This window comes from Streptomyces sp. NPDC099050, from assembly GCF_044759865.1.
GTDB lineage: Bacteria > Actinomycetota > Actinomycetes > Streptomycetales > Streptomycetaceae > Streptomyces.
In genome coordinates, this window is sequence record NZ_JBIWAE010000017.1 from 36244 (window position 1) to 57593 (window position 21350).

Annotated in this window: 21 protein-coding genes; 12 read left to right on the top strand and 9 right to left on the bottom strand. The window is 72.1% G+C overall.

Going from position 1 to position 21350, the window contains the following annotated elements; all coding sequences use genetic code 11:
- Positions 1-229: 229 nt before the first annotated feature.
- Together ACIQV3_RS26335 and ACIQV3_RS26340 are read left to right on the top strand one after the other, a co-directional pair.
- Positions 230-1927 carry a chitinase gene (locus ACIQV3_RS26335; protein ID WP_403715854.1) on the top strand — a complete coding sequence of 566 codons (1698 nt, stop codon included), beginning with the start codon at positions 230-232 and terminating at the stop codon, positions 1925-1927.
- A 110-nt stretch (positions 1928-2037) separates the two neighbouring features.
- A complete protein-coding gene (locus tag ACIQV3_RS26340; protein WP_403715859.1) occupies positions 2038-3375 on the top strand; it encodes a M14 family metallopeptidase in 1338 nt (445 codons plus the stop codon).
- 84 nt (positions 3376-3459) lie between these two features.
- Here the strand turns inward: ACIQV3_RS26340 and ACIQV3_RS26345 are convergent, their stop codons facing one another.
- From ACIQV3_RS26345 to ACIQV3_RS26360, 4 genes are all read right to left on the bottom strand, one after another.
- Positions 3460-5346, bottom strand: coding sequence for a protein kinase (locus ACIQV3_RS26345; protein WP_403715861.1), 1887 nt, complete (start codon positions 5344-5346; stop codon positions 3460-3462).
- Between the two features lie 132 nt (positions 5347-5478).
- Positions 5479-5973, bottom strand: a complete 495-nt coding sequence (locus ACIQV3_RS26350) for a lamin tail domain-containing protein (RefSeq protein ID WP_403715863.1) — start codon at positions 5971-5973, stop codon at positions 5479-5481.
- A gap of 129 nt (positions 5974-6102) precedes the next feature.
- Complete coding sequence (locus ACIQV3_RS26355) at positions 6103-6513, bottom strand: RidA family protein (protein ID WP_403715865.1); 411 nt, start codon at positions 6511-6513, stop codon at positions 6103-6105.
- Positions 6510-7283: an IclR family transcriptional regulator gene (locus ACIQV3_RS26360; RefSeq protein WP_403715867.1), complete on the bottom strand. Its 774-nt coding sequence runs from the start codon at positions 7281-7283 to the stop codon at positions 6510-6512. The genes ACIQV3_RS26355 and ACIQV3_RS26360 overlap by 4 nt, the downstream gene beginning before the upstream one ends.
- Positions 7284-7521: 238 nt before the next feature.
- On the opposite strand from ACIQV3_RS26360, the gene ACIQV3_RS26365 reads away from it, so the two are divergent.
- The 5 genes from ACIQV3_RS26365 to ACIQV3_RS26385 all read left to right on the top strand — a co-directional run bounded on the left by ACIQV3_RS26365 (position 7522) and on the right by ACIQV3_RS26385 (position 12359).
- Positions 7522-8799 carry an amino acid deaminase gene (locus tag ACIQV3_RS26365; RefSeq protein ID WP_403715869.1) on the top strand — a complete coding sequence of 426 codons (1278 nt, stop codon included), beginning with the start codon at positions 7522-7524 and terminating at the stop codon, positions 8797-8799.
- A 4-nt stretch (positions 8800-8803) separates the two neighbouring features.
- A complete protein-coding gene (locus ACIQV3_RS26370; RefSeq protein ID WP_403715871.1) occupies positions 8804-10390 on the top strand; it encodes an amidohydrolase family protein in 1587 nt (528 codons plus the stop codon).
- A gap of 46 nt (positions 10391-10436) precedes the next feature.
- Positions 10437-11450 carry a YdcF family protein gene (locus ACIQV3_RS26375; protein ID WP_403715873.1) on the top strand — a complete coding sequence of 338 codons (1014 nt, stop codon included), beginning with the start codon at positions 10437-10439 and terminating at the stop codon, positions 11448-11450.
- Between the two features lie 68 nt (positions 11451-11518).
- Positions 11519-11704, top strand: coding sequence for a hypothetical protein (locus ACIQV3_RS26380; protein ID WP_403715875.1), 186 nt, complete (start codon positions 11519-11521; stop codon positions 11702-11704).
- Between the two features lie 124 nt (positions 11705-11828).
- Positions 11829-12359 carry a nitroreductase/quinone reductase family protein gene (locus ACIQV3_RS26385; RefSeq protein WP_403715877.1) on the top strand — a complete coding sequence of 177 codons (531 nt, stop codon included), beginning with the start codon at positions 11829-11831 and terminating at the stop codon, positions 12357-12359.
- On the opposite strand, the gene ACIQV3_RS26390 is transcribed toward ACIQV3_RS26385, so the two are convergent.
- Entirely contained in the window at positions 12346-13113 is a 768-nt protein-coding gene (locus ACIQV3_RS26390) for a TetR/AcrR family transcriptional regulator (protein WP_403715879.1), read from the bottom strand. The genes ACIQV3_RS26385 and ACIQV3_RS26390 overlap by 14 nt on opposite strands.
- 120 nt (positions 13114-13233) lie before the next feature.
- On the opposite strand from ACIQV3_RS26390, the gene ACIQV3_RS26395 reads away from it, so the two are divergent.
- The gene (locus tag ACIQV3_RS26395; RefSeq protein ID WP_403715881.1) at positions 13234-13923 is read left to right on the top strand and encodes a DUF4386 domain-containing protein; all 690 of its coding nucleotides are present in this window, start codon (positions 13234-13236) and stop codon (positions 13921-13923) included.
- On the opposite strand, the gene ACIQV3_RS26400 is transcribed toward ACIQV3_RS26395, so the two are convergent.
- Complete coding sequence (locus ACIQV3_RS26400; RefSeq protein ID WP_403715884.1) at positions 13889-15208, bottom strand: FAD-dependent oxidoreductase; 1320 nt, start codon at positions 15206-15208, stop codon at positions 13889-13891. The genes ACIQV3_RS26395 and ACIQV3_RS26400 overlap by 35 nt on opposite strands.
- 399 nt (positions 15209-15607) lie before the next feature.
- Here ACIQV3_RS26400 and ACIQV3_RS26405 point away from each other — a divergent pair, with 399 nt between their 5' ends.
- The 3 genes from ACIQV3_RS26405 to ACIQV3_RS26415 all read left to right on the top strand — a co-directional run bounded on the left by ACIQV3_RS26405 (position 15608) and on the right by ACIQV3_RS26415 (position 18704).
- Entirely contained in the window at positions 15608-16819 is a 1212-nt protein-coding gene (locus tag ACIQV3_RS26405; protein WP_403716178.1) for a PTS transporter subunit EIIC, read from the top strand.
- Between the two features lie 35 nt (positions 16820-16854).
- Positions 16855-17100: a DeoR family transcriptional regulator gene (locus tag ACIQV3_RS26410; RefSeq protein WP_403715887.1), complete on the top strand. Its 246-nt coding sequence runs from the start codon at positions 16855-16857 to the stop codon at positions 17098-17100.
- A gap of 392 nt (positions 17101-17492) precedes the next feature.
- A complete protein-coding gene (locus ACIQV3_RS26415) occupies positions 17493-18704 on the top strand; it encodes a pyridoxal phosphate-dependent aminotransferase (RefSeq protein WP_403715889.1) in 1212 nt (403 codons plus the stop codon).
- Between the two features lie 28 nt (positions 18705-18732).
- On the opposite strand, the gene ACIQV3_RS26420 is transcribed toward ACIQV3_RS26415, so the two are convergent.
- Both ACIQV3_RS26420 and ACIQV3_RS26425 read right to left on the bottom strand, forming a co-directional pair.
- Complete coding sequence (locus tag ACIQV3_RS26420) at positions 18733-18870, bottom strand: hypothetical protein (protein WP_403715891.1); 138 nt, start codon at positions 18868-18870, stop codon at positions 18733-18735.
- Complete coding sequence (locus tag ACIQV3_RS26425; protein ID WP_403715893.1) at positions 18867-20024, bottom strand: polyprenyl synthetase family protein; 1158 nt, start codon at positions 20022-20024, stop codon at positions 18867-18869. Before ACIQV3_RS26425 ends, ACIQV3_RS26420 begins: the two co-directional genes overlap by 4 nt.
- Before the next feature lie 227 nt (positions 20025-20251).
- Between ACIQV3_RS26425 and ACIQV3_RS26430 the strand changes: the two genes are divergently transcribed.
- Entirely contained in the window at positions 20252-20650 is a 399-nt protein-coding gene (locus ACIQV3_RS26430; protein WP_403715895.1) for a hypothetical protein, read from the top strand.
- Positions 20651-20783: 133 nt separating this feature from the next.
- Here the strand turns inward: ACIQV3_RS26430 and ACIQV3_RS26435 are convergent, their stop codons facing one another.
- Positions 20784-21281 (bottom strand): hypothetical protein, encoded by a 498-nt coding sequence (locus tag ACIQV3_RS26435; protein ID WP_403715897.1) that lies wholly within the window; start codon positions 21279-21281, stop codon positions 20784-20786.
- Positions 21282-21350: the final 69 nt, after the last annotated feature.

Consider the following 21350-nt stretch of genomic DNA (forward strand, 5'->3'; position numbering starts at 1 on the left):
AATCCGGACAACAAGGATCGCGGGACGACCTGCGGGTCGATCAGTTCAAGCCATATTGCAAACACTCTTGACATGGACATTGGACTAGACCAACTTTGCTGCGGGGCACCCCACTTGCCCCGAACCAGTCCCGGACCTGCCGCGCACTTCCTCCGCACCTGCTCCGCACTTGCCCTTAGAAGCAGTTCTGACGCGTTCTCACTTCCCCACTCCCCCCACCGGAGCCCACGTGAACCGCATACGCTCCCTCGCCATCCCGCTCGCCGTCACCCTGGCCGGCGCCGGCCTCACGGCCCTGGCCGCCGGTACCGCCCAGGCCGCCGACGTCAACGTCGTCCGCAACGGCGGCTTCGAGTCCGGCCTCGCCAACTGGACCTGTACTTCCGGCAGCGGCGCCGTCGTCTCCTCCCCCGTCTTCGCGGGGGCCGGCGCCCTCAAGGCCACCCCGGCGGGCCAGGACAACGCCCGGTGCAGCCAGGTCGTCACCGTCAAGCCCGGCTCGACCTACACGCTGAGCCAGCAGGTCAACGGCTCGTACGTGTACCTCGGCGCGACCGGGACCGGCACCCAGGACGTCTCCACCTGGACCCCCGGCACCGGCGGCGGCTTCCAGAAGCTGTCCACCACCTTCACCACCGGCCCGAGCACCACCCAGGTCACGGTCTACACCCACGGCTGGTACGGCCAGCCGGGCTTCGTGGTCGACGAGTTCAGCGTCTTCGGCCCCGACGGCGGAGGCGGCACCGACCCCTCGCCGACCATCCCCGGCGCGCCGGCCGGCAGCGCCGTTTCCGGCCAGAGCGCCAACGGGCTCACCCTTTCGTGGAACACGGTCAGCGGGGCCACCGGGTATTACGTGTATCAGGACGGCGTCCGCGTCCGGACCGTGACCTCGGGCACCTCCGCGCAGATCACCGGGCTCGCCGCGTCGACCACCTACTCCTTCCAGGTGAGCGCGTACAACGCGGCCGGCGAGGGCGTGAAGGGCGCGGCCGTGCCCGGTACCACCACGAGCGGCGGGGGCGGGAACCCGAACCCCTCGGTGCCCAAGCACGCGGTGACCGGCTATTGGCAGAACTTCGACAACGGCGCCACCGTCCAGAAGCTCTCCGACGTCTCCGCGCAGTACGACATCATCGCCGTCTCCTTCGCCGACGCCACGAGCTCGCCCGGCGGCATCACCTTCAACCTCGACTCGGCCGGCCTCGGCGGCTACACGGTCCCCCAGTTCAAGGCGGACATCGCCGCGAAGAAGGCGGCCGGCAAGTCCGTCATCCTCTCCATCGGCGGCGAGAAGGGCACCATCTCGGTCAACGACTCGGCGTCCGCGACCAACCTCGCGAACTCCGCGTACGCGCTGATGCAGGAGTACGGCTTCACCGGGATCGACATCGACCTGGAGAACGGCCTGAACCCGACCTACATGACCCAGGCGCTGCGCGCGCTGGCGGCGAAGGCCGGTCCGTCGCTCGTCCTCACCATGGCCCCGCAGACCATCGACATGCAGTCGACGCAGGGCGGCTACTTCAAGACGGCCCTCGCGGTGAAGGACATCCTGACCGTCGTCAACATGCAGTACTACAACAGCGGCGCGATGCTCGGCTGTGACGGCAAGGTCTACTCCCAGGGCTCGGTGGACTTCCTCACCGCGCTGGCCTGCATCCAGCTGGAGGGCGGGCTCGACGCCTCGCAGGTGGGCATCGGGGTGCCGGCCTCCCCCAGCGGCGCGGGCAGCGGCTACGTCTCGCCGGCCATCGTGAACAATGCGCTGGACTGCCTGGCCCGCGGCACGAGCTGCGGCACCTTCAAGCCGTCGAAGACGTACCCGGGGCTGCGCGGCGCGATGACCTGGTCGACCAACTGGGACGCCAAAGCGGGTAGCGCTTGGTCCAACGCGGTGGGTCCGAAGGTCCACGGCCTGCCGTAGCAGGTAGGTGTGTGGGGATGGCTGGTTTGAGGTTCTTGACCCGGACATGCCACGAGAGCAGGCTGTGCGCGTCCGCACGGCTACCCCCACACTCCCACCCAGGAGAACGCATGCGGCTCCACCACCGCCGAAGGGCCGCCATCACGGCGGCCCTTCTCGCGCTCGCGCTCGGCGCACCCGCCTACGGCATGAGTGCGACGGCCGCCCCGCCGCCCACCCCGTCGACCGCCACCCAGGACGAGTCCATCGTCCAGTACGAGATCCAGGGCCCGGCCACCGCGGTCGAGCGCACCGCCCTGCTCCGCACCGGCGCCTCGATCGACGAGGTGGACACCCGCTCGGTCGTCGTCAGCGCCGACCCGATGCAGGCCAAGAAGCTGCGCGCCCTCGGCTACGAGCTGACCGCGCTGCCCGGACCGCCGGACCGCCGGGACGCGCGCGACATCGCCGCCGGGATCAACGACTTCCCGTCGAAGGACGCGCTCTACCACAACTACGCCGAGGCGAGCGCGGAGATCGACCAGCGCATCGCCCAGTACCCCTCGATCATGAGCAAGCGGGTCATCGGCAAGTCGTACCAGGGCCGGGACCTCGTCGCGATCAAGATCAGCGACAACGTCGCGACCGACGAGGCCGAGCCCGAGGTGCTCTTCACCGCGCACCAGCACGCCCGCGAGCACCTGACCGTCGAGATGGCCCTCTACCTGCTCAAGGAGTTCGGCTCCAAGTACGGGACGGACGCGCGCGTCACCAACGCGGTCAACGGCCGCGAGATCTGGATCATCCCCGACCTCAACCCGGACGGCGGCGAGTACGACATCGCCTCCGGCTCGTACCGTTCCTGGCGCAAGAACCGGCAGCCCAACGCCGGTTCCTCCTACGTCGGCACGGACGAGAACCGCAACTGGAACTACAAGTTCGGCTGCTGCGGCGGCTCCAGCAGCAGCAAGAGCTCCGAGACCTACCGGGGCCCCGCTGCCGAGTCGACGCCCGAGGTGAAGGCCGTCTCCGACTTCGTGCGCAGCCGCGTGATCGGCGGCAAGCAGCAGATCACGGCGGCCATCGACTTCCACACGTACAGCGAGCTCGTGCTGTGGCCGTTCGGGTGGACGTACAACGACACGGCGCCGGGGCTGACCGCCGACGACCTGGCCGTGTTCAAGAAGATCGGCACCAGCATGGCGGCCAGCAACGGCTACACGCCGGAGCAGTCGAGCGACCTGTACATCACCGACGGGACGATCGACGACTGGCTGTGGGGCGACCAGAAGATCTTCGGCTACACCTTCGAGATGTACCCGGCCGGCTCGAGCGGCGGCGGCTTCTACCCGCCGGACGAGGTCATCGCCGCCGAGACGGCGCGCAACAAGGACGCGGTGCTGCAGCTCCTGGAGAACGCGGACTGCATGTACCGGTCGATCGGCAAGCAGGCGCAGTACTGCCCGTAGTTCTTGCGGCGCCGGTCGTCGTGTGAGCCGGGGGCGCCCCACCGCCAGGGGGGCGCCCCTTCGCCGTCGGAGCCGCTCCTGCGCCTAGGCGCCCTTCTTCGCCTCCTCGGCGTTGCGCCAGATCGTGAGGTCGAGGGTGAGGTACTGGCTCGACTCCTTGGACCCCGACTTGCCGCGGTAGGTCGCCACCGCGATGTGCCCGGCGTCGCTCAGGACACAGACCTCGGATCCGACCGTGAGCTGGTCGAGGTTGATCTTCTCGGTGAAGCGGGTCACCGCGCGGCAGGTCGCCAGCGAGCCCTTCTCCGAGTTGTTCAGCAGCACCATCTTCCCGTTGGAGGTGCCGAGCTGGTGCCCGCTGACGGACCCTTGGTAGTAGTAGAGGTCCCCGTCGCCGTACAGCACGCTCCCGCCTTCCGGCGCCTCGGCCGGGCGTGGCGGATTGTCGGCGAGCATCAGCTGGTGGGCCGCGGGCATGTCGATGCCCTTGTACGAGACCGGCTTCGGGTCGACGGGCTTGTTGCCGCCGCCCGGGGAGGCGCTGGTGCCCGTCGAACCGCCCCCGCTGCCCTGGGAGCCCGCCGCGCCGCCCTTGCCCTTGTCGGAGTCCGGCAGCAGGGAGCCGAGCACGGCGAGCCCGATGACGGCGCCCACGACGGACAGGGTGACGATCAGCCCGGTCCGCTTGGGCTTGGCCGGCGCGGGCGGGTACGTCTGCTGCCCCCACCCGGGCTGCGCGTAGCCGGGCCGGGGCTGGGCGTACGTGGGCTGGGCGTACGTGGGCTGCGCGTACGAGGGCTGCGGGCGCGGAGGCTGCGGGTACGCGTACGCGGGCTGCTGGTGCGGAGGCTGCGCGTAAGGCGGCGGCGTCCCGTAGCCGGTCGGCACCGTGGCCTGCCCGGGCTGCGCCGGAGCTGGCTTGGCCGGGGCGGCCTGCGTCGGCGCGGCATGCGCGGGCGCCCCGGCGGGTGCCGGGGGCGCGCTCGGGGCCGGAGGCTGCGCGGAGACCTCCGTCGGGACGGGCGCGGCCGGCTTCGGCGGCGGGGTGGGGGCCGGGGCGGGCAGCAGGTGCACCCGCTCGGTGATGGAACCGGCGACCGCGCGCGGCAGCCAGTCCTCGCCCTGGCGCAGCGGCTCGGTGCCCGAGGCCGCGTGGCACAGCGCGATGACCTCGGTCAGCGCGGGGCGGTCGGCCGGGTCGCGGCTAAGGCACCGGGTCACCAACGGCCGCAGTTCCTGTGGCAGTTCGCTGAGATCGGGGTCCTCGTGCACGATCCGGTAGAGCACCGCGTGCGAGGGCCCGTCGCCGTAGACGGAGGACCCGATGGCCGCGAAGGCGGCGATCTGGCCGAGGGCGAAGACGTCGGTGGCCGGGGTGATCGTGCCCGTCGACGCCTGTTCGGGGGCCATGAACGCCGGGGTGCCGATGGTGACGCCCGTACTGGTCAGGGCGGTGCTGTCGGCCGCGCGGGCGATGCCGAAGTCGATGACGCGCGGGCCGTCGGAGGCGAGGAGGACGTTGGCGGGCTTCAGGTCGCGGTGGACGATGCCCGCGCCGTGGATGACGGTCAGGGCCTCGGCGACCCCGACGGCCAGCAGCAGGACGCTGCGCGGCGGCAGCGCGCCGTGGTGGGCCACCGCGTGCGCGAGGGAGGGGCCGGGCACGTAGGCCGTGGCCAGCCAGGGCTGGGAGCCCTCGGTGTCCGAGTCGATGACCGGGGCGGTGTAGAGCCCCTGGACCCGCTCCGCGGACCGCACTTCTTGCTGGAACCGCCGCCGGAACTCGGGGTCTTCGCTGAACTCGGACCGGATGACCTTGATGGCGATGGGCCGGCCGCCCGGCGTGTACGAGAGGTACACCTTGCCCATGCCGCCCGCGCCGAGCACCGCCGCGAGCCGGTAGCCGCCCACGATCTCCGGGTCGTCCGCCTTGAGCGGTTGGAAGATGCCTGCCGAAGGTGCGCTGCTCATGAGGACCCATCCCTGCTGGCGGCGTTCCCCGGCCCCCGCCGGCGCCCCGAAGTCACCCGTGAGGGTACCCAATGCCGCGGCGCCGGGAGTTGGCGGTCTCCGCTGCCAACTCCCGCCGCCGGTCAGCGTCGATCAGCCGTGGAAGGTGACGTATCCGTTGCCGTCGGCGTCGGACCCGCTCTTGGTGTAGGAGTGGGAATCCGCGGACGCGCCGGACGGCTTGTAGAGGTGGATCGTGTCGCGGTCGTTGTTCCAGATGAAGTTGCAGCTGCCGCGGTAGGCGACGTTGTTGGCGTCGGACTCGGTGCCGTAGCCACCACGGAGCTTCACGAAATCACCGGGCTGGAGGTAGTGGTTCGCGGTGAAGGTGAAGCGGTTGCCGGTGGCGTCCTTGACGACGTAGCCCTTGAGGTTGACGGTCGCCGAGGAGGAGTAGTTCTTGATCGTCAGGTACTCCGCGGCGGTGTTGCCGGTGGAGCAGCTGTTGGAGTCCGCGCCGGGGGCGTCGTACTGGACTCCGCGGACCTTCAGGGCCGAGCTGTATTCGGCGGCCTGGGCGGGGGTGGCGGCGAGGACGGCCAGCGTGCCCGTGGCGACGGCCGCGGCTATAACAGAGAGCTTGCGCAAGAGAGTTCCCCCACATGGTGTGAACTTGAACGGCGATCAAGATACACAGAATGCCGAACCCGAAGCCCCGCCCGTACACACTGTGAGACGCACGCCGAAGTCCCCGCCCGCGCCCGCCGACCGCGCGAGCTAGCCCAGCACCGCGAGGGCGTCGATCTCGATCAGCAGGTCGCCGGGGAGGCCCACGTACACCGTGGTGCGGGCGGAGGGGACCGCCTTCAGGTTCTGCTCCTCGAAGTAGGCGTTGTAGATCCCGTTCATCTCTTCGAAGTGCGTGGTGTCGGTGAGGTAGACCCGCAGCATCATCACGTCGTCCCACGTGGCGCCGCCCGCCTCCAGCACGGAGCGGACGTTCTCCAGGGTCTGGAGGGTCTGCTCGCGCAGGGTGGGGCCGGCCGGCGTGGGCTCCTGCCCGTCCACGTGCGGGAGGAAGCCGACCTGGCCGGCGACCTGGAGGATGTTGCCCTTGCGGACGCCGTGCGAGAACTTCGCGGGCGGGTCGGTGTGGGTGGCGGGGGTGATCGCGATCTTGTCGGTCATGGCGGGTCTTCTTCCTGTTCCGGTACGGGGCCGGAGCCTGAGTACTCGCGGCCGATGGCGTCGGCGGTCTGCCGTACGAGCGGGAGGAGTTCGAGCAGCCCCACGACGGAGAGGAGCACGCCGGGGGCGGAGACGGACATCGCGGCGACCACACGGCCGTCGGGTCCGCGGACGGGGGCGGCGAGGCAGTTCAGGGACTCCTCGTGGCCGCCGATGTCGGTGGCCCACCCCTGGGCGCGCACGAGGTCGAGCTCGCGCAGGTACGCGGCGGCGTCGGGGGTGGAGCGGGGGGTGTAGGCCGGGTACTCGATGCGCGCGGCCAGGGCCCGGCGCTCCGCCTCCGGCAGGTCGGCGATCAGCAGCTTCGCGACGGCGGCGACGGTGAGGGGGACGGGCCGGCCGATGCGCGAGTACATCCGGACCGCGTAGCGGCTGTCGACCTTGTCCACGTAGACGACCTCGTCGTCCTGGTGGAGGGCGAGGTGCACGGTGTGCCCGGTGGTCCGGTTCAGTTCCAGCAGGTGGGGGTGGGCGATCTCGCGCACGTCGAGGTTCTCGATGGACTCGGAGGCCAGCGCGAAGAGGGAGGCACCGAGCCGGTACCGCCCGTCGCCCTGCCGGTAGACGAAGCCGTGTTCCTGGAGGGTCCGCAGCAGCCGCAGGGCCGTGCTCTTGTGCACGTCGAGCACCTCGGCGACCTCGCCGAGCCCGGCCGGGCCCTTGGCCAGGGCAGGCAGGATCCGGAGCGCCCGCTCCACCGACTGGCTCACGCCGCGCACCTCCGTACGGAACCCTGATCGGGACCGGGACTTGAACCGGGACGGGAACCGGACCCGGGACCGGGACCGGGACTCCGGACCGGGGACCGGGACTCCGGACCGGGGACCGGGACTCGGGACTCGGACCCGTTGACCCGTCGTCACCCGGGATGTTAGACAGCATGCAGCGACACACGCAACGACTGTTGCACTGTACGCAACAACCGCCATGCCCGGGAGGCCCCCACCCATGCCCAGTGACCCCGTCCAGGCCCTCGCCCAGGAGCCGGTGGACCACCGGTTCAAGGGACTCCCCCCGGACGCCGGGCAGGCGGGCCTCACCGTCGGCGAGCTGACCGCCGAGCGGCGGAGCCTCTACACCGGCGGGTTCACGACGCCCGTGCTCACCCTCGACGCGGAGGCGCTGAGCCACAACCTCGCCGCCCTCGGCACGTACGCCGAGCGCCACGGCCTGGCCTTCGCCCCGCACGGCAAGACCTGCATGGCCCCGCAGCTGTTCCGGCGTCAGCTCGAGCACGGGGCCTGGGGCATCACCGCCGCCGTCCCGCACCAGGCGCGCGTCTACCGGGCGTTCGGCATCCAGCGGATCTTCCTCGCCAACGAGCTCGTCGACGCCGCCGCCCTGCGCTGGGTGGCCGCCGAGCTCGCCGCGGACCCCGGTTTCCGCTTCGTCTGCTACGTGGACTCCGTGCGCGGGGTCCAGCTCATGGACCGGGCACTGGCGGGCCGGCCGCAGCGGGTCGACGTGGTCGTCGAGCTCGGCGCCGGGGAGGGCGCCCGTACGGGGGCCCGCAGCGACGAGGACTGCCGGGCGGTCGCCGACGCGGTGGCGGGCACGGACACGCTGCGCCTGGTCGGCATCGCCGGATACGAGGCGGAGGTGCCCGGGGCCGAACCGGACTCCGTGCGCGCCTACCTGCGCCGGCTCACCGGCCTGGCGGCCGAGTTCGACAGGGCGGGACGGTTCGAGGGGGCCCGGGAGATCGTCGTCAGCGCGGGCGGCTCCGCCTGGTTCGACGCCGTCGCCGAGGCCTTCGCCGAGCTGCCGGAGCTCTCGCGGCCGGTCCTGAAGCTGCTGCGCTCGGGTGCGTACGTCTCCCACGACCACGGCTGGTACACCCGCCTCACCCCCTTCAACCGGATCCCCGAGGAGGGCGGCCTGCGCCCCGCCTTCCGGCTGTGGACGCAGGTGGTCTCCCGCCCCTCCCCCACCCAGGCGTTCGTCAACGCCGGCAAGCGGGACATCGCGTACGACCTGGGGCTGCCCGAGGTGGAGCTGGTCCGCGACCCCCTCACCGGCGCCGAGCGCCCGGCGACCGGGATCCGCGTCCTGAAGCTCTCCGACCAGCACGCCTGGCTGGAAACCGACTCCGCCGAGGACGTGGAGGTCGGCGACTGGGTGGCGCTGGGAATGTCCCACCCGTGCACGATCTTCGAGAAGTGGCCGCTGATCCCGGTGGTGGAGGCCGACGGCACGGTCACGGAGTACGTCCGGACGTTCTTCTAAGCCCGTGGACCTGGTCATCCGCGGGGCCCGCGTCGTCGACGGCACGGGCGGGCCCTCCTCCCTCGCCGACGTCGCCGTCCACGAGGGCCGCATCGCCGAAGTCGGCGGCCGGATCGCGGGCGGCGGGCGGCGCACGCTCGACGCCCGCGGTCTCGTCCTGGCCCCCGGTTTCATCGACATGCACGCCCACAGCGACCTCGCCCTGCTGCGCGATCCGGACCACGGCGCGAAGGCCGCGCAGGGGGTCACCCTCGAAGTCCTCGGCCAGGACGGCCTGTCCTACGCCCCCGTCGACGACCGCACGCTGGGCGAGGTGCGGGCCGCCATCGCCGGCTGGAACGGCACCGGCGAGGACATCGACTTCGACTGGCGCACGGTCGGCGGGTACCTGGACCGGCTGGACCGGGCCCACGGCGGGCAGGGCATCGCCGTCAACGCCGCCTACCTGGTGCCCCAGGGCACCGTCCGCGCCCACGTCGTCGGCTGGGGCGACCGCCCCGCCACCCCCGCGGAGCTCGACCGGATGCGGACCCTGGTCGCCGAGGGGCTCGCGCAGGGCGCCGTGGGAATGTCCTCCGGGCTCACCTACACCCCGGGCATGTACGCGTCCGGCGCCGAACTGACCGAGCTGTGCCGGGTGGTGGCCCTGTACGGCGGCTACTACTGCCCGCACCACCGCTCGTACGGCCGCGGCGCCCTGGCCGCCTACGCCGAGATGGTCGAGCTGACCCGCGAGGCCGGCTGCGCCCTGCACCTGGCGCACGCCACGATGAACTTCGGCGAGAACCGGGGCCGGGCGGGCGAACTGCTCGCCCTGCTCGACGGGGCGCTGGCCGGCGGCTCCGACATCACCCTCGACAGCTACCCGTACACCCCCGGCTGCACCACCCTGGTCGCCCTGCTGCCCGGTTGGGCGAACGAGGGCGGACCCGAGGCGGTCCTCGCGCGCCTCGCCGACGACGCCGTGGCCGAGCGGATCCGGTACGCGCTGGAGGTGGAGGGTGCCGACGGCTGCCACGGGGTCCCGGTCGACTGGTCGACGATCGAGATCGCCGGAACCACGGACCCTGCCCACGGGGCGTACATCGGCACCCGCGTCCCCGACTGGGAGACGGCGCGGGCGCTGCTGCTGGGCGACCGGCTCGGGCCGAGCATCCTCCAGCACGTCGGACACGAGGAGAACGTACGGGCGATCATGCGCCACCCGGTCCACACGGGCGGCTCGGACGGCATCCTGCAGGGCGCGAAACCGCATCCGCGGGCCTACGGCACCTTCCCGCACTACCTCGGGCACTACGTGCGCGAGCTGGGCGTCCTGTCCCTGGAGGAGTGCGTCGCCCACCTCTCCGGCCGCCCCGCCGCCCGGCTGCGGCTGCCGGACCGGGGGCTGGTGCGCGTCGGACACCGGGCCGACCTCGTCCTCTTCGATCCGCTGACGGTCGCGGCCGGATCGACGTACGAGCGGCCGCGCGCGCTGCCGACCGGGATCCCGCACGTGCTGATCGACGGGCGTTTCGTCGTACGGGACGGGCGCAGGACGGACGTCCTGGCCGGGCGGACCGTCCGCCGGACCCCGTACGGCGGCCGGTAGTTCGGCGGTCCGTGGCCGGCCGCATTTCACACTTACGATGAGTCACATGTACGCCTTCGTGCCCGCCGCCCTCTTCCTCGCCCTCTTCGGCGTGAGCGCCCGGGAGGACCGCCGGCGCTTCCGCAACGCGATCTATCTGGGCCTCACCTGCATCTTCGCCTCGATCGGGCTGCTGTTCCAGGTCGGACACCTGCCGCCCGGACTGGCGGAGGCCGTGATCCTGGCGATCTTCGTGGTGCCCACGGTCGGCACGCTCGCGCTCGGCGTCTTCCTGATCGGCAACGGTCTGACGATGGTCCGCAAGGAGGGCCGCCGGCCGGGCAACCTGCTGTCCTTCGCGGCGGGCGTGGCGATCTTCCTCCTCATCGCCTTCGTCTTCGTGGCGGCCGACACCGGACCGCCCGCCCTGGACGCCGTGGTGGCCGGGGTGGTCCTCCTCGTCGCGTACGTCTCCTTCCTCTTCGTCTGTTTCCTCGCCTACGCCTACCTCTACGGGCGGATCAAGGTGCGCGGGGACGTGGACTACGTGGTGATGCTCGGCTCCGGCCTGACCGGCGGCGACCGGGTCCCGCCCCTGCTGGCCTCGCGGCTGCGCAAGGGGCAGGCGATCCACGATGCCCAGATCGCGCGGGGCGGACGGGCGCCGCTGATGCTGGCCTCGGGCGGCAAGGGGACGGACGAGAAGGTCGCGGAGGCGCGGGCGATGGCGGACTGGCTGATGGCCGAGGGCGGCGTGCCGCAGGAGCACCTGCGGCTGGAGGACCGTTCCCGCACGACGGAGGAGAACCTCCTGTTCAGCCGGACGATCATGGAGGAGGCGGACCCCTCCTACCGCTGCGTGGTGGTCACCAACAACTTCCACGCCTTCCGCGCCGCAATGATGGCCCGCAAGGCCGGGGTCAACGGCCAGGTGCTGGGCTCGCCGACGGCGAGGTACTTCTGGCCGAGCGCGACGATCCGCGAGTTCGTGGCGGTGTTCTGGGAGCACAAGATCGCCAACCTCAGCATCTGCGGCGCCATCGTCGCCCTGACGGTGGCACTGGCGCTGCGCATCTCCTGAGGCGCCGAGGTGCGTTCATGGGGGCAGGGCCGGAGGATGGGGCCAGGGGGACACAGCAGGAGGTAGCCATGGACAGTGAATCGGACCAGCAGCCCCAGCGTCCCGCCCACCTCTATACGGGGTCGGAGCACCCCTTCGACCCCGAGGACCTCGTCATGGCGCGCGGCCAGGACGTGACGCCGGAGCGGGTCGAGAAGGCTCGGCAGCTGATCGAGAAGGAGGGCGCGAGGGCGCTCGAACGCTACCTCCCGTAGGTGGGCGCGGAGCGGGGCGGACCGGGGTCCCGGTCCGCCCCGAGGTGCGAACGGGCCGGTGCGCATCCAGAATCGAGGGATGCTCGTTAGGCGCCCGGGGGGCCGATTCCTAAGGACGACAACGATGCCCACGACGCAGACGACCGGCACGACCTCCCGCGCACGCGGGCACGCGCCCGCACCCGCACCCGCGCCCGCCGATGCCGGTAACCCGACGTCCGTCGACTGGGACCGCCCGGCCGACCCGCCGGCCGGGCAGGTCTCCACGCACGTGCGCGCGTACGTGGACAGCTCCGGCGCCGACGGGCACCTGTGGCACGGGGTCCCGACGCTCCTCCTGACCACCCTCGACCGGCTCTCCGGGCGGCCCGTCCGCACCCCGCTGATCTACGCGCGGGACGACGGCCGCCACCTCGTGCTGGCCACCGCGGCCGACGGCACGCCCGGCGTCCCCTCCTGGTACCGCAACCTCAGCGCCCACCCCGAAGTCCGCCTGCAGGTCGGCGCCCTGACCGCGCAGGCCCGCGCGCGCACGGCGACCCCGGCGGAGCGGGAGACGTACTGGGAGGCGCTGACCGCCCTGTGGCCCGCCTACGAGGACCACCAGACGGCGGCCGCGCCCCGCGAGATCCCCCTGGTCATCATCGAGGGCTGACCGGCGGGCCGACGGGGCCGACCGGACTGAGCGGACTGAGCGGACTGACCGGACCGACCGGGCCGACCCGCGGGCTGGTCCAGCCCCGGCGGCGGAGGTTCTCGAAGCCGTCCAGGAGCAGGTCCAGGGCGAATTCGAACTCGAACTGGTCGTCGCAGCCGCCGCCGACGGTGGAGCCGTCGTCGTGGGCGGCGGTCGCGGCCAGTTCCGCGATGTGCGGGAAGCGCGCCGCCAGCGCCGGGTCCGGCGGGCCGGAGGGCCCCGAGGTGTCGAACAGTTCCTGGCTGAAACCGAGCAGGCGGCTGCCCATCGCGTGCATGACGTGGTGCGTGAGGTCGGCGGAGAGCCCCCCGGCCCGGAAGAGCCCGGCCATGGAGTCCAGGTACGCCAGCACCGCCGGGGTGGGGCCGGTCCGCGACTCGATGACCCGGGCCGCCCAGGGGTGGCGGAGCAGGACCCGGCGGGCCGAGAGGATCCGCCCGCGGACGACGGGCCGCCAGTCGGGGCCGGCGGCCGGCGGGTCGATCTCGCCGACGACGGCGTCGGCCATGCCGTCGAGCAGCTCCTCCTTGTTGGCCACGTGCTTGTAGAGGGCCATCGGTACGACGTCCAGCTCCTGCGCGAGCCTGCGCATGCTGAGCGCGTCGATGCCGGTGGCATCGGCGAGCGCGACGGCGGCGCGCAGGACCCGGTCCCTGTTCAGGGGAATCCGCCCCGTGTCCTTGCCCTTGCCCTTGGCTTCCGGCCGGGTCATCGCGGTGGGCTCCTTCCCTGTCCTCGACGGCACCCTCACCTTGACGAGTGTACGCAGTACACCTATGGTCGCAGCAAGGTGTACGGCGTACACCTCTGTCGAGCGAGGGGTGCCGAGAAGATGAGTCCCGACCGGAGAACGGCGGTGGCCGCCGGGTCACTGTTCCTGCTGACCGAGGTGGCCGCGATAGCCGGGGCGGTGCTGTACCGGCCCCTGCTGGGCGCGGCGGACGGCCACCTCGCGCAGGGCGCCGATACGCGGGCCCTGCTCGGGGCGCTCTGCGAGGTGGTGCTGGTGGTGGCGGTGGCCGGCACCGGGGCGGCACTGTTCCCCGTCCTGCGGCGCCGCGGCGAAGGGCTCGCGCTCGGGTACGCCTTCGGCCGGCTCCTGGAGGCGGCCGTCATCTCCATCGGGATCGTCGCCGTCCTGGCGCTCGTCACCCTGCGGCAGGACGCGGGGGCGACGCAGGGCGCCGACGCCGCGCTGGTGGCCGTGCACGAGTGGACGTTCCTGCTCGGCCCCAACATCGCCCTCGGCCTGAACACCGTCCTGCTCGCGTACGCGGCCTACCGCGCCCGGCTCGTGCCCCGCTTCATCGCCGTGCTCGGCCTGATCGGCGGCCCACTGATCTGCGCCTCGGCCGTGGCCGTGATGTTCGGCGCCTACGACCAGCTCTCCCCGGCGGGGGCGGCGGCCGCCCTCCCGGTCTTCGCCTGGGAACTGTCACTGGCCGTCCGGCTGATCATCAAGGGCTTCGGCCCCGGACCCGTCGCGGTCACGACGGAGCCGCCCCACCACCCGGCGACCTAGGGCCTGTCCTCGCCGCCGAGCGGGGGCTCAACGCTCCTGGAGGTCCGTGGAGGTCCGCCAGCACCTCGCGCGCCGTGCGCGTTCCGGACGCCATGGCGCCCTGGACGGAGCCGGTGGCCCGGTGGTCCCCGCAGACGTAGACGCCCGGGGCGGTCCGGCCGGTGCGGCTGAGCGGCCACGGGGGCGCCATGGCGGGCAGCGCGTCGGTGACGGTGACCGTCCCCACCGTTTCCCAGGCCTCGGTGGCGACGGCGTAGACCTCCGCGAGGACCTCGCGCAGCCGCGCTTCGCGACCCGGCGCGTCGGCGCCGAGCACGGAGGTGGACACGAGGGCCCGCCCGTCGCAGCCGTAGGTGGGGGCGACGTCCGTCGGCACGCACGTGTTGAGGAAGCGCCGCCGCTGGTCCAGCAGCAGGGTGGGCTCGCCGAGGGGCGAGCGGGCGGCCGCGTGGTGGTACGTGGTGACGGTACGGGTCGCCACGGCGGAGAGCCCGGGGATCAGCGCGCTCGCCGCCGACGGGGCCGTGGCGACGACCACGGCGGCCGCGTCGAGCGCGGATCCGTCGGCGAGGACGACGCCCGACGCGCTGACGGAGGACACCGGCGCGCCCAGGGCCACGCACCCCGGCGGCAGCCCCTCGGCCAAGTGCCGGGGAACGGCGCCGATCCCGTCGGCCGGCAGGGTGAGGGTGCCCCGGAGCATGCTGCGCCAGGTCAGGTGGAACATGCGGCTGGAGGTTTCCAGCCCGTCCTCCAGGAAGACGCCGGCCAGGAACGGCCGCAGCAGGCCCTCGACCAGGGAGTCGGGAACGTGCCGGCGGGCCAGCTCCGCACGGGTGGTGCGCTCGGGCAGGCGCTTGAGGACCGCGGCGGGCGCCACCGCGTCGAAGGCGCTCAAGGCACCCAGGGCCACCAGTGCGCGGGCGCCCGGCCCCTGCCCACCGGTCAGGAGGCCAGCGGCGTCGGCGGGCCGCCGGGTGGGATCGGCCAGCCGGATCCGCCCGCTGCCGGTGTGGATCAAGAAGCCCGGGGTGAAGGGGCGCAGCCGCAGGGAACGCACCGCGATGCGCCGCTTGACCTGCGGATACGAGGTGTTGAAGACCTGGAACCCGCGGTCCAGGAGGAATCCGTCGCGGTGATCGGTGCGCATCCTGCCGCCCACCGCGTCGCCCGCCTCCAGGACCCTGACGCGCAGCCCCGCCCGGACGAGGTCAAGCGCGCACGTCAGGCCGGCGAGCCCGGCCCCGACCACGATCACGGGCTTGCGCCCGTCCGAGCCGCTCATGAAGACCTCCGCTTCGGTGTGGTGTCGTCCTCCCCACCCCCACTTCGGCCGTCACGCCCGCCGAGGATGCACAGCGGGCCCGGCTCGGCTCACGGGCGCGCCGAGCGCGAGGACGAAGCCCTGCCCGGACCCTCTGACATCGCCGGAAGACACGAGCCTCGGGGGGCTTCCGGCCCCAGCCTTCGGGTCGTAGGTCCACAGTCTTTGCCGCCACGGGTTTATGCGGTTTTAACCGTGTTACAACTGGAACATCGCACTGCAAATGGCGCATTTTCCTTAGCTGTTGCCCAGCCCACACAAGCGCTGCCTGCCTTGGCAACACACCCCGTTTCCGCTGGAGGAAGCACCGTGAGCACAGCCGAGCAGACGGCTCCGTCTGCCAAGAAGAACTCCGCCGCGATGGCGGTCATGCAGCGCCTCGGCCGCAGCCTCATGCTGCCGATCGCCGTGCTGCCGGCCGCCGCGCTGCTGATGCGCTTCGGCAACGACGACATGCTGGGCAGCGCGTCGCTGCCGGACTGGGTCAACGAGATAGCCAAGTACATGGCCGCCGGCGGCAACGCCGTCTTCGGCAACCTGGCGCTGCTGTTCGCCGTCGGTATCGCGGTGGGCTTCGCGAAGAAGTCCGACGGTTCCACCGGCCTCGCGGCCGTCGCCGGTTACGTGGTCTTCGCCAGCGTGCTCGGCAAGTTCAGCGACGGCAACGTCCCGCAGATCGAGGCGGTCGTCGACCACAAGGTCGCCCTGATCGACGCACCCGTCAACGCCGGCGTCCTCGGCGGCGTCGTCATGGGCATCGTCACCGCCCTGCTCTACCAGAAGTTCTACCGGACCAAGCTGCCGGACTGGGCGGGCTTCTTCGGCGGCCGCCGCCTCGTCCCGATCCTCTCCTCCTTCGCGGGCCTGGTCCTCGGCATCGTCTTCGGCCTCATCTGGCCGGTGCTCGGCAAGGGCATCCACGGGCTGGGCGAGTGGCTGGTCAACTCCGGCTCCGTCGGCGCGGGCATCTTCGGTGTCGTCAACCGTGCGCTGATCCCCGTCGGCATGCACCACCTGGTCAACTCCTTCCCGTGGTACCAGGCCGGCGAGTACAACGGCGCCCACGGCGACATCGCCCGCTTCCTCGCGGGTGACCCGACCGCCGGACAGTTCATGACCGGCTTCTTCCCGATCATGATGTTCGCCCTCCCGGCGGCCTGCCTCGCGATCGTGCACTGCGCCCGCCCCGAGCGCCGCAAGGTCGTCGGCGGCATGATGTTCTCCCTCGCGCTCACCGCCTTCGTCACGGGCATCACCGAGCCGATCGAGTTCACCTTCATGTTCATCGCCCCGGTGCTGTACGCGATCCACGCGGTCCTGACCGGTGTCTCGCTGGCGCTGACCTGGGCGCTCGGAATGAAGGACGGCTTCGGCTTCTCGGCCGGCGCGATCGACTTCTTCCTCAACCTCGGCATCGCGACCAACCCGTGGGGCCTGGCCGGCATCGGCCTCTGCTTCGCGGCGCTCTACTACTTCGTCTTCCGCTTCGCCATCACCAAGTGGAACCTCCCGACGCCGGGCCGCGAGTCCGACGAGGAGCTCGCCGAGCTGCTCAAGGCCGAGGCGAAGTAGCCGTGCCCTCGGCGCGGCGCACCCCCGGACGGGGAATGCCTTGCGAGGAGCGGCGCGAGCTGATCGCGGGAGCGGTACGGTCCAGGGGCCGCGTACGGGTCGGTGATCTCGTACGAGAACTGGGCGTCAGCCGGATGACCATCCACCGGGACCTCCAGCACCTGGACGCCCAGGGCCGGGTACGGCGGATCCGCTCCGGAGCCACCTCGACGGCCGACGCGGAAGCCACGGCGGACACGGCGGACACGGCCGGCACGGCCGACGCGACCGACACCGCCTGAGTTCCACCCCGAAAGCAGGGGCGGGGCACCACTGACCGACCAGTGGCGCCCCGCCCCTTTTCGCGCGATCGTCACCCCGCCCGGTACCGCGACGGTCACCTGGGCCTCAGCAGCACCACGTTCACCGACACCACCGCCACCGCCGCCACCGCCACCGCCACCGAGCAGTCGGCCGGGAGCCGACAGGGTGACGAGCGCAACACCATGGCGACCGCCTCCCCCGGGCCCACCCATTCCGCAGGCCGGAGCCGGGCAGTGGCCCCGGTTTCCAAGGGCTCGTGGCGCCCGTACCCAAGTTTTGCGCGAAAGGGGACATATCGGTCCGCGATCCACCCCTCCGCTCCCGGTCGAATAGCGGAGCGCGCCCGCACCCGGCCCCGTAAGCTCCCGTCATGCAGGTGATCCAGTCAACGAAACTCGCCAATGTCTGCTACGAGATCCGCGGCCCCGTGCTCGAAGAGGCGATGCGGCTCGAAGCAGCAGGTCATCGCATCCTCAAGCTCAACACCGGCAACCCCGCGGCCTTCGGCTTCGAGTGCCCGCCGGAGATCCTTGAGGACATGCTCCGCAACCTGGGCACCGCCCACGGATACGGGGACGCGAAGGGGCTGCTCTCCGCGCGCCGCGCGGTCATGCAGCACTACCAGACCAAGGGCATCGACCTGGACGTCGAGGACATCTACATCGGCAACGGGGTCTCCGAGCTGATCCAGATGTCCATGCAGGCGCTGCTCGACGACGGCGACGAGGTGCTCGTCCCGGCGCCGGACTACCCGCTGTGGACCGCCTCCGTCAGCCTGGCCGGCGGCACCGCCGTGCACTACCGCTGCGACGAGCAGTCCGACTGGATGCCGGACCTCGCCGACATCGAGCGCAAGGTCACCGACCGCACCCGCGCGATCGTGATCATCAACCCGAACAACCCGACCGGCGCCGTCTACGACGACGAGATGCTGCGCGGGCTCACCGACATCGCGCGCCGGCACAACCTGATCGTCTGCTCGGACGAGATCTACGACCGGATCCTCTACGACGGCGCCACGCACACGAACACCGCCGCCATCGCACCGGACCTGCTGACGCTCACCTTCAACGGGCTCTCCAAGAACTACCGCGTCGCCGGCTACCGGTCGGGCTGGATGGCGGTGTGCGGGCCCAAGAAGCACGCCTCGTCGTACATCGAGGGCCTGACGATCCTGGCGAACATGCGGCTCTGCGCCAACATGCCCTCCCAGCACGCCATCGCCACCGCGCTCGGCGGACGGCAGTCGATCAACGACCTGGTGCTGCCCGGCGGACGGATCCTGGAGCAGCGCGACACGGCGTACGACCTGCTGACGCAGATCCCCGGCATCACCTGCGTGAAGCCCAAGGGCGCGCTCTACCTGTTCCCGAAGCTGGACCCGTCCGTCTACAAGATCAAGGACGACCGGCAGATGGTCCTCGACCTGCTGCGTGAGGAAAAGATCATGGTCGTGCACGGTACGGGCTTCAACTGGCCCGAGCCCGACCACTTCCGGATCGTGACCCTGCCGGCCGCGAAGGACCTCGCCGACGCGGTCACCCGGATCGGAACCTTCCTCGACGGGTACAGCCAGCCGTAGGACGGACCCGGCTCGACTGCCCGCCGCCCTACGGGGCCGCGGGCAGTCCGGCGGACAGCGCCACGGAGATCGCGGCGACGTGCTGGTAGGCCCGCGGTGGCGGTGAGCACCCGGTCCGGCTCGCCCGGATGCGCTCGACCACCGTCCGGCAGTCCGTGGGGCTCACGCGCCTTCACCCTTCAGGAGCGTCGCGTGCAGCCGGTCGACGAGGTGGCCCTTGCGTTCGATCGTCACGTCGAAGTAGCGCGCGCTCCGCTCGGAACGGCACACCCCGCGCACCGCCTCCATCGCCGAGCGCTTCAGCTCCACCGCCTCGGCCGCGAGGCGCAGGAGCGTGGTCCGCAGGTCCGGATGGCCGAGCACGAACTCCTTCAGCCGCGCCCCCACGAACTCCCCGGGCGCGAGCCGGCCGGCGGGAGCGGAGTCGAGCAGTTCGAGGAGGACGCGGTTGCTCAACTGGCCGCAGTCCTCGTGGGTGCCCCGGCCGCCGAACCCGGGCACGAAGTCGGTCAGGTCGTTGAACAGCTGGCTGGCCAGTCCGAGGTCGCGCATCGCCCCGTCCAGGACCCGCCGCTCGTCCTCCACGACGCCCAGGGCCGCCACCGCCGCGTCCAGCGGCATCCGGAACAGCGTGCCCGTCTTGAGCGCGGCCACCGACTCCCAGAAGGCCACCCGCTCGCCGAGCGGCGCCGCCAGCAGGTCCGCGCGCGTGAGCGCGGTGCGCGTGGAGACGTCGACGGCCTGGCCCGTGAAGCCCCGGCCGACCGACCGCAGCAGGCTCCGCACCACGGCCGGCTCGGCCGCGTGCTCCAGCGCCGCGGTGATCAGCAGGGAGCCCGCGTTGAGGGCGAGCGGGACACCGTGGGTGACGTGGAGGGCGGCCTCGCCGTAGCGGACGCCGCTCCCGTCCTGGATGTCGTCGAGGGCGACCGCGGCCTTCAGCAGCACGCGCACGGCCACCGCCGCGCGGCGGACCGCGGCCAGGTCCGCGGCCAGGTCCGCGGCGAGGTCCGCGGCCGGAGCCTCCTCGCCCGCCGCGTCGGGGAAGCCCCGGTAGTTGCGGTAGGCCCAGAACACCATCGAGGGCCGCAGCGGGGCCCGGCCCGCGGGCGCTCCCGCGGCCGGCGCGAGGGCCTCCTGGCCCACCTTCGAGCCGACGGCGTCGGCGACCGGCGCGTACAGGGAACGCCCCAGCGCCCCCGCGTAGACCGATCGCGACGCGGGCGGGGTGAGCAAGGAGGCCAGGAAGGCCGCCAGGTCGTCCTCGAGGAGCGCCGCATCGCTCCGCACCACGGCCTCCACCCCTGATGTGTCCGACATGCTCGACACGCCCGACGCGTCTTTGACCCCAGCCATTCCCCACCCCGCATGCTCAAAAGCGTCGGCCGGCACGTAATCCGCACATACGCACGCACCGAGAGGAGAAGACTGATCGTTGCCCCCAGCCATTACAAGGCGGATTCAAGCCGACACACACGACCAAGATTCAGCTCAACTTTAGAACCGATCCAATGTAGGATGGTCTCCTGACCACGCAGGAGGCACCCATGTACGAGCCGATTCGCACCAAGGCGGTCGACCCCCGCATAGGCGTCCACCACAGCGAATACCCCCGCAGCAGCCGTGCCGAAGCCCTGGACATCCAGCTCGCCGGGCATCTCGCCGCACTGCTCGCCGTGACCGACGAACTCGGCCTCGACGAGGCCGCCGCCGTCGTCGCCGCCCAGGTGGCCCGCCTGCGCGGGGCCGAGCCGGCCCGCGCGGCCCTGCGCCCCGGCCACGCGCTCGGCGCCGAGGCCACCGCCGCGCTGCATCAGCGCGCCCACGACCACGCCGCCCGCGCCCTGCTCGTCGCCGCGTCGCGCGCCGACACCACGGTCGCGATCCTCGCCGCCGAGCGCATGGACGCGCACGCCGCCGCGCTCGACCTCGTCGGCGCCCACTGACGGCCCCGGTCCGGGGCCGCGGAGGCTCCGGACCGGGCGCCACACCCTGCGGGGCGTGAACGCGCCGCCCTTCCACCATCCCCCAGACTCCGTCCGGGGGGACCCCCAGCCGGGCTCCGCCCGGACCCGCGCCTCACACGCCGGCGGGGCTGAAAGGTGGGTCCGGGGCGAACTCCGCTGCGGCGATGCCGCACCAGGGGATCGTGGCCGGGGGCCAGACCGGGCCCACGACCTCGCTCCGCTCCGTCCCGGCCGGAGCCACGCCGGGGATCCTCGCAAGCGCCTGCGGCCCCCGCTCGTCCGGAGCCGGGCCCGTCCGGTCCGGGGATCCGGGCATCGCGGACCCCGCCACCCCGCCCGGGATCGCCGCCGGCGGCTCGCGGAACTCCACCGTGACCACGTAGGCCCCCGGCTCCCGGAAGCCGCTGACCGCCTCGACCGAGGCCACCACGCGCCGGCTCGCCGGATCGATCCGGCAACCGGTGATCCGTACATCGGCCCGCGCGGCCCCCACCGGCCGCGCGGCGGGGGCACTGCCCGCCCACACGTACAGCCCCAGCGGGGCGAAGACCAGCAGTCCCGCCACGAACACCAGGGCGACCAGCCAGCCCTGCCACTTCAACGCGCTCACGCCCATGGCACGATCCTCCCGGGCGCCCGCCCCGGTCACCAGCACTCACGGGCCCACACAGCATTTCGA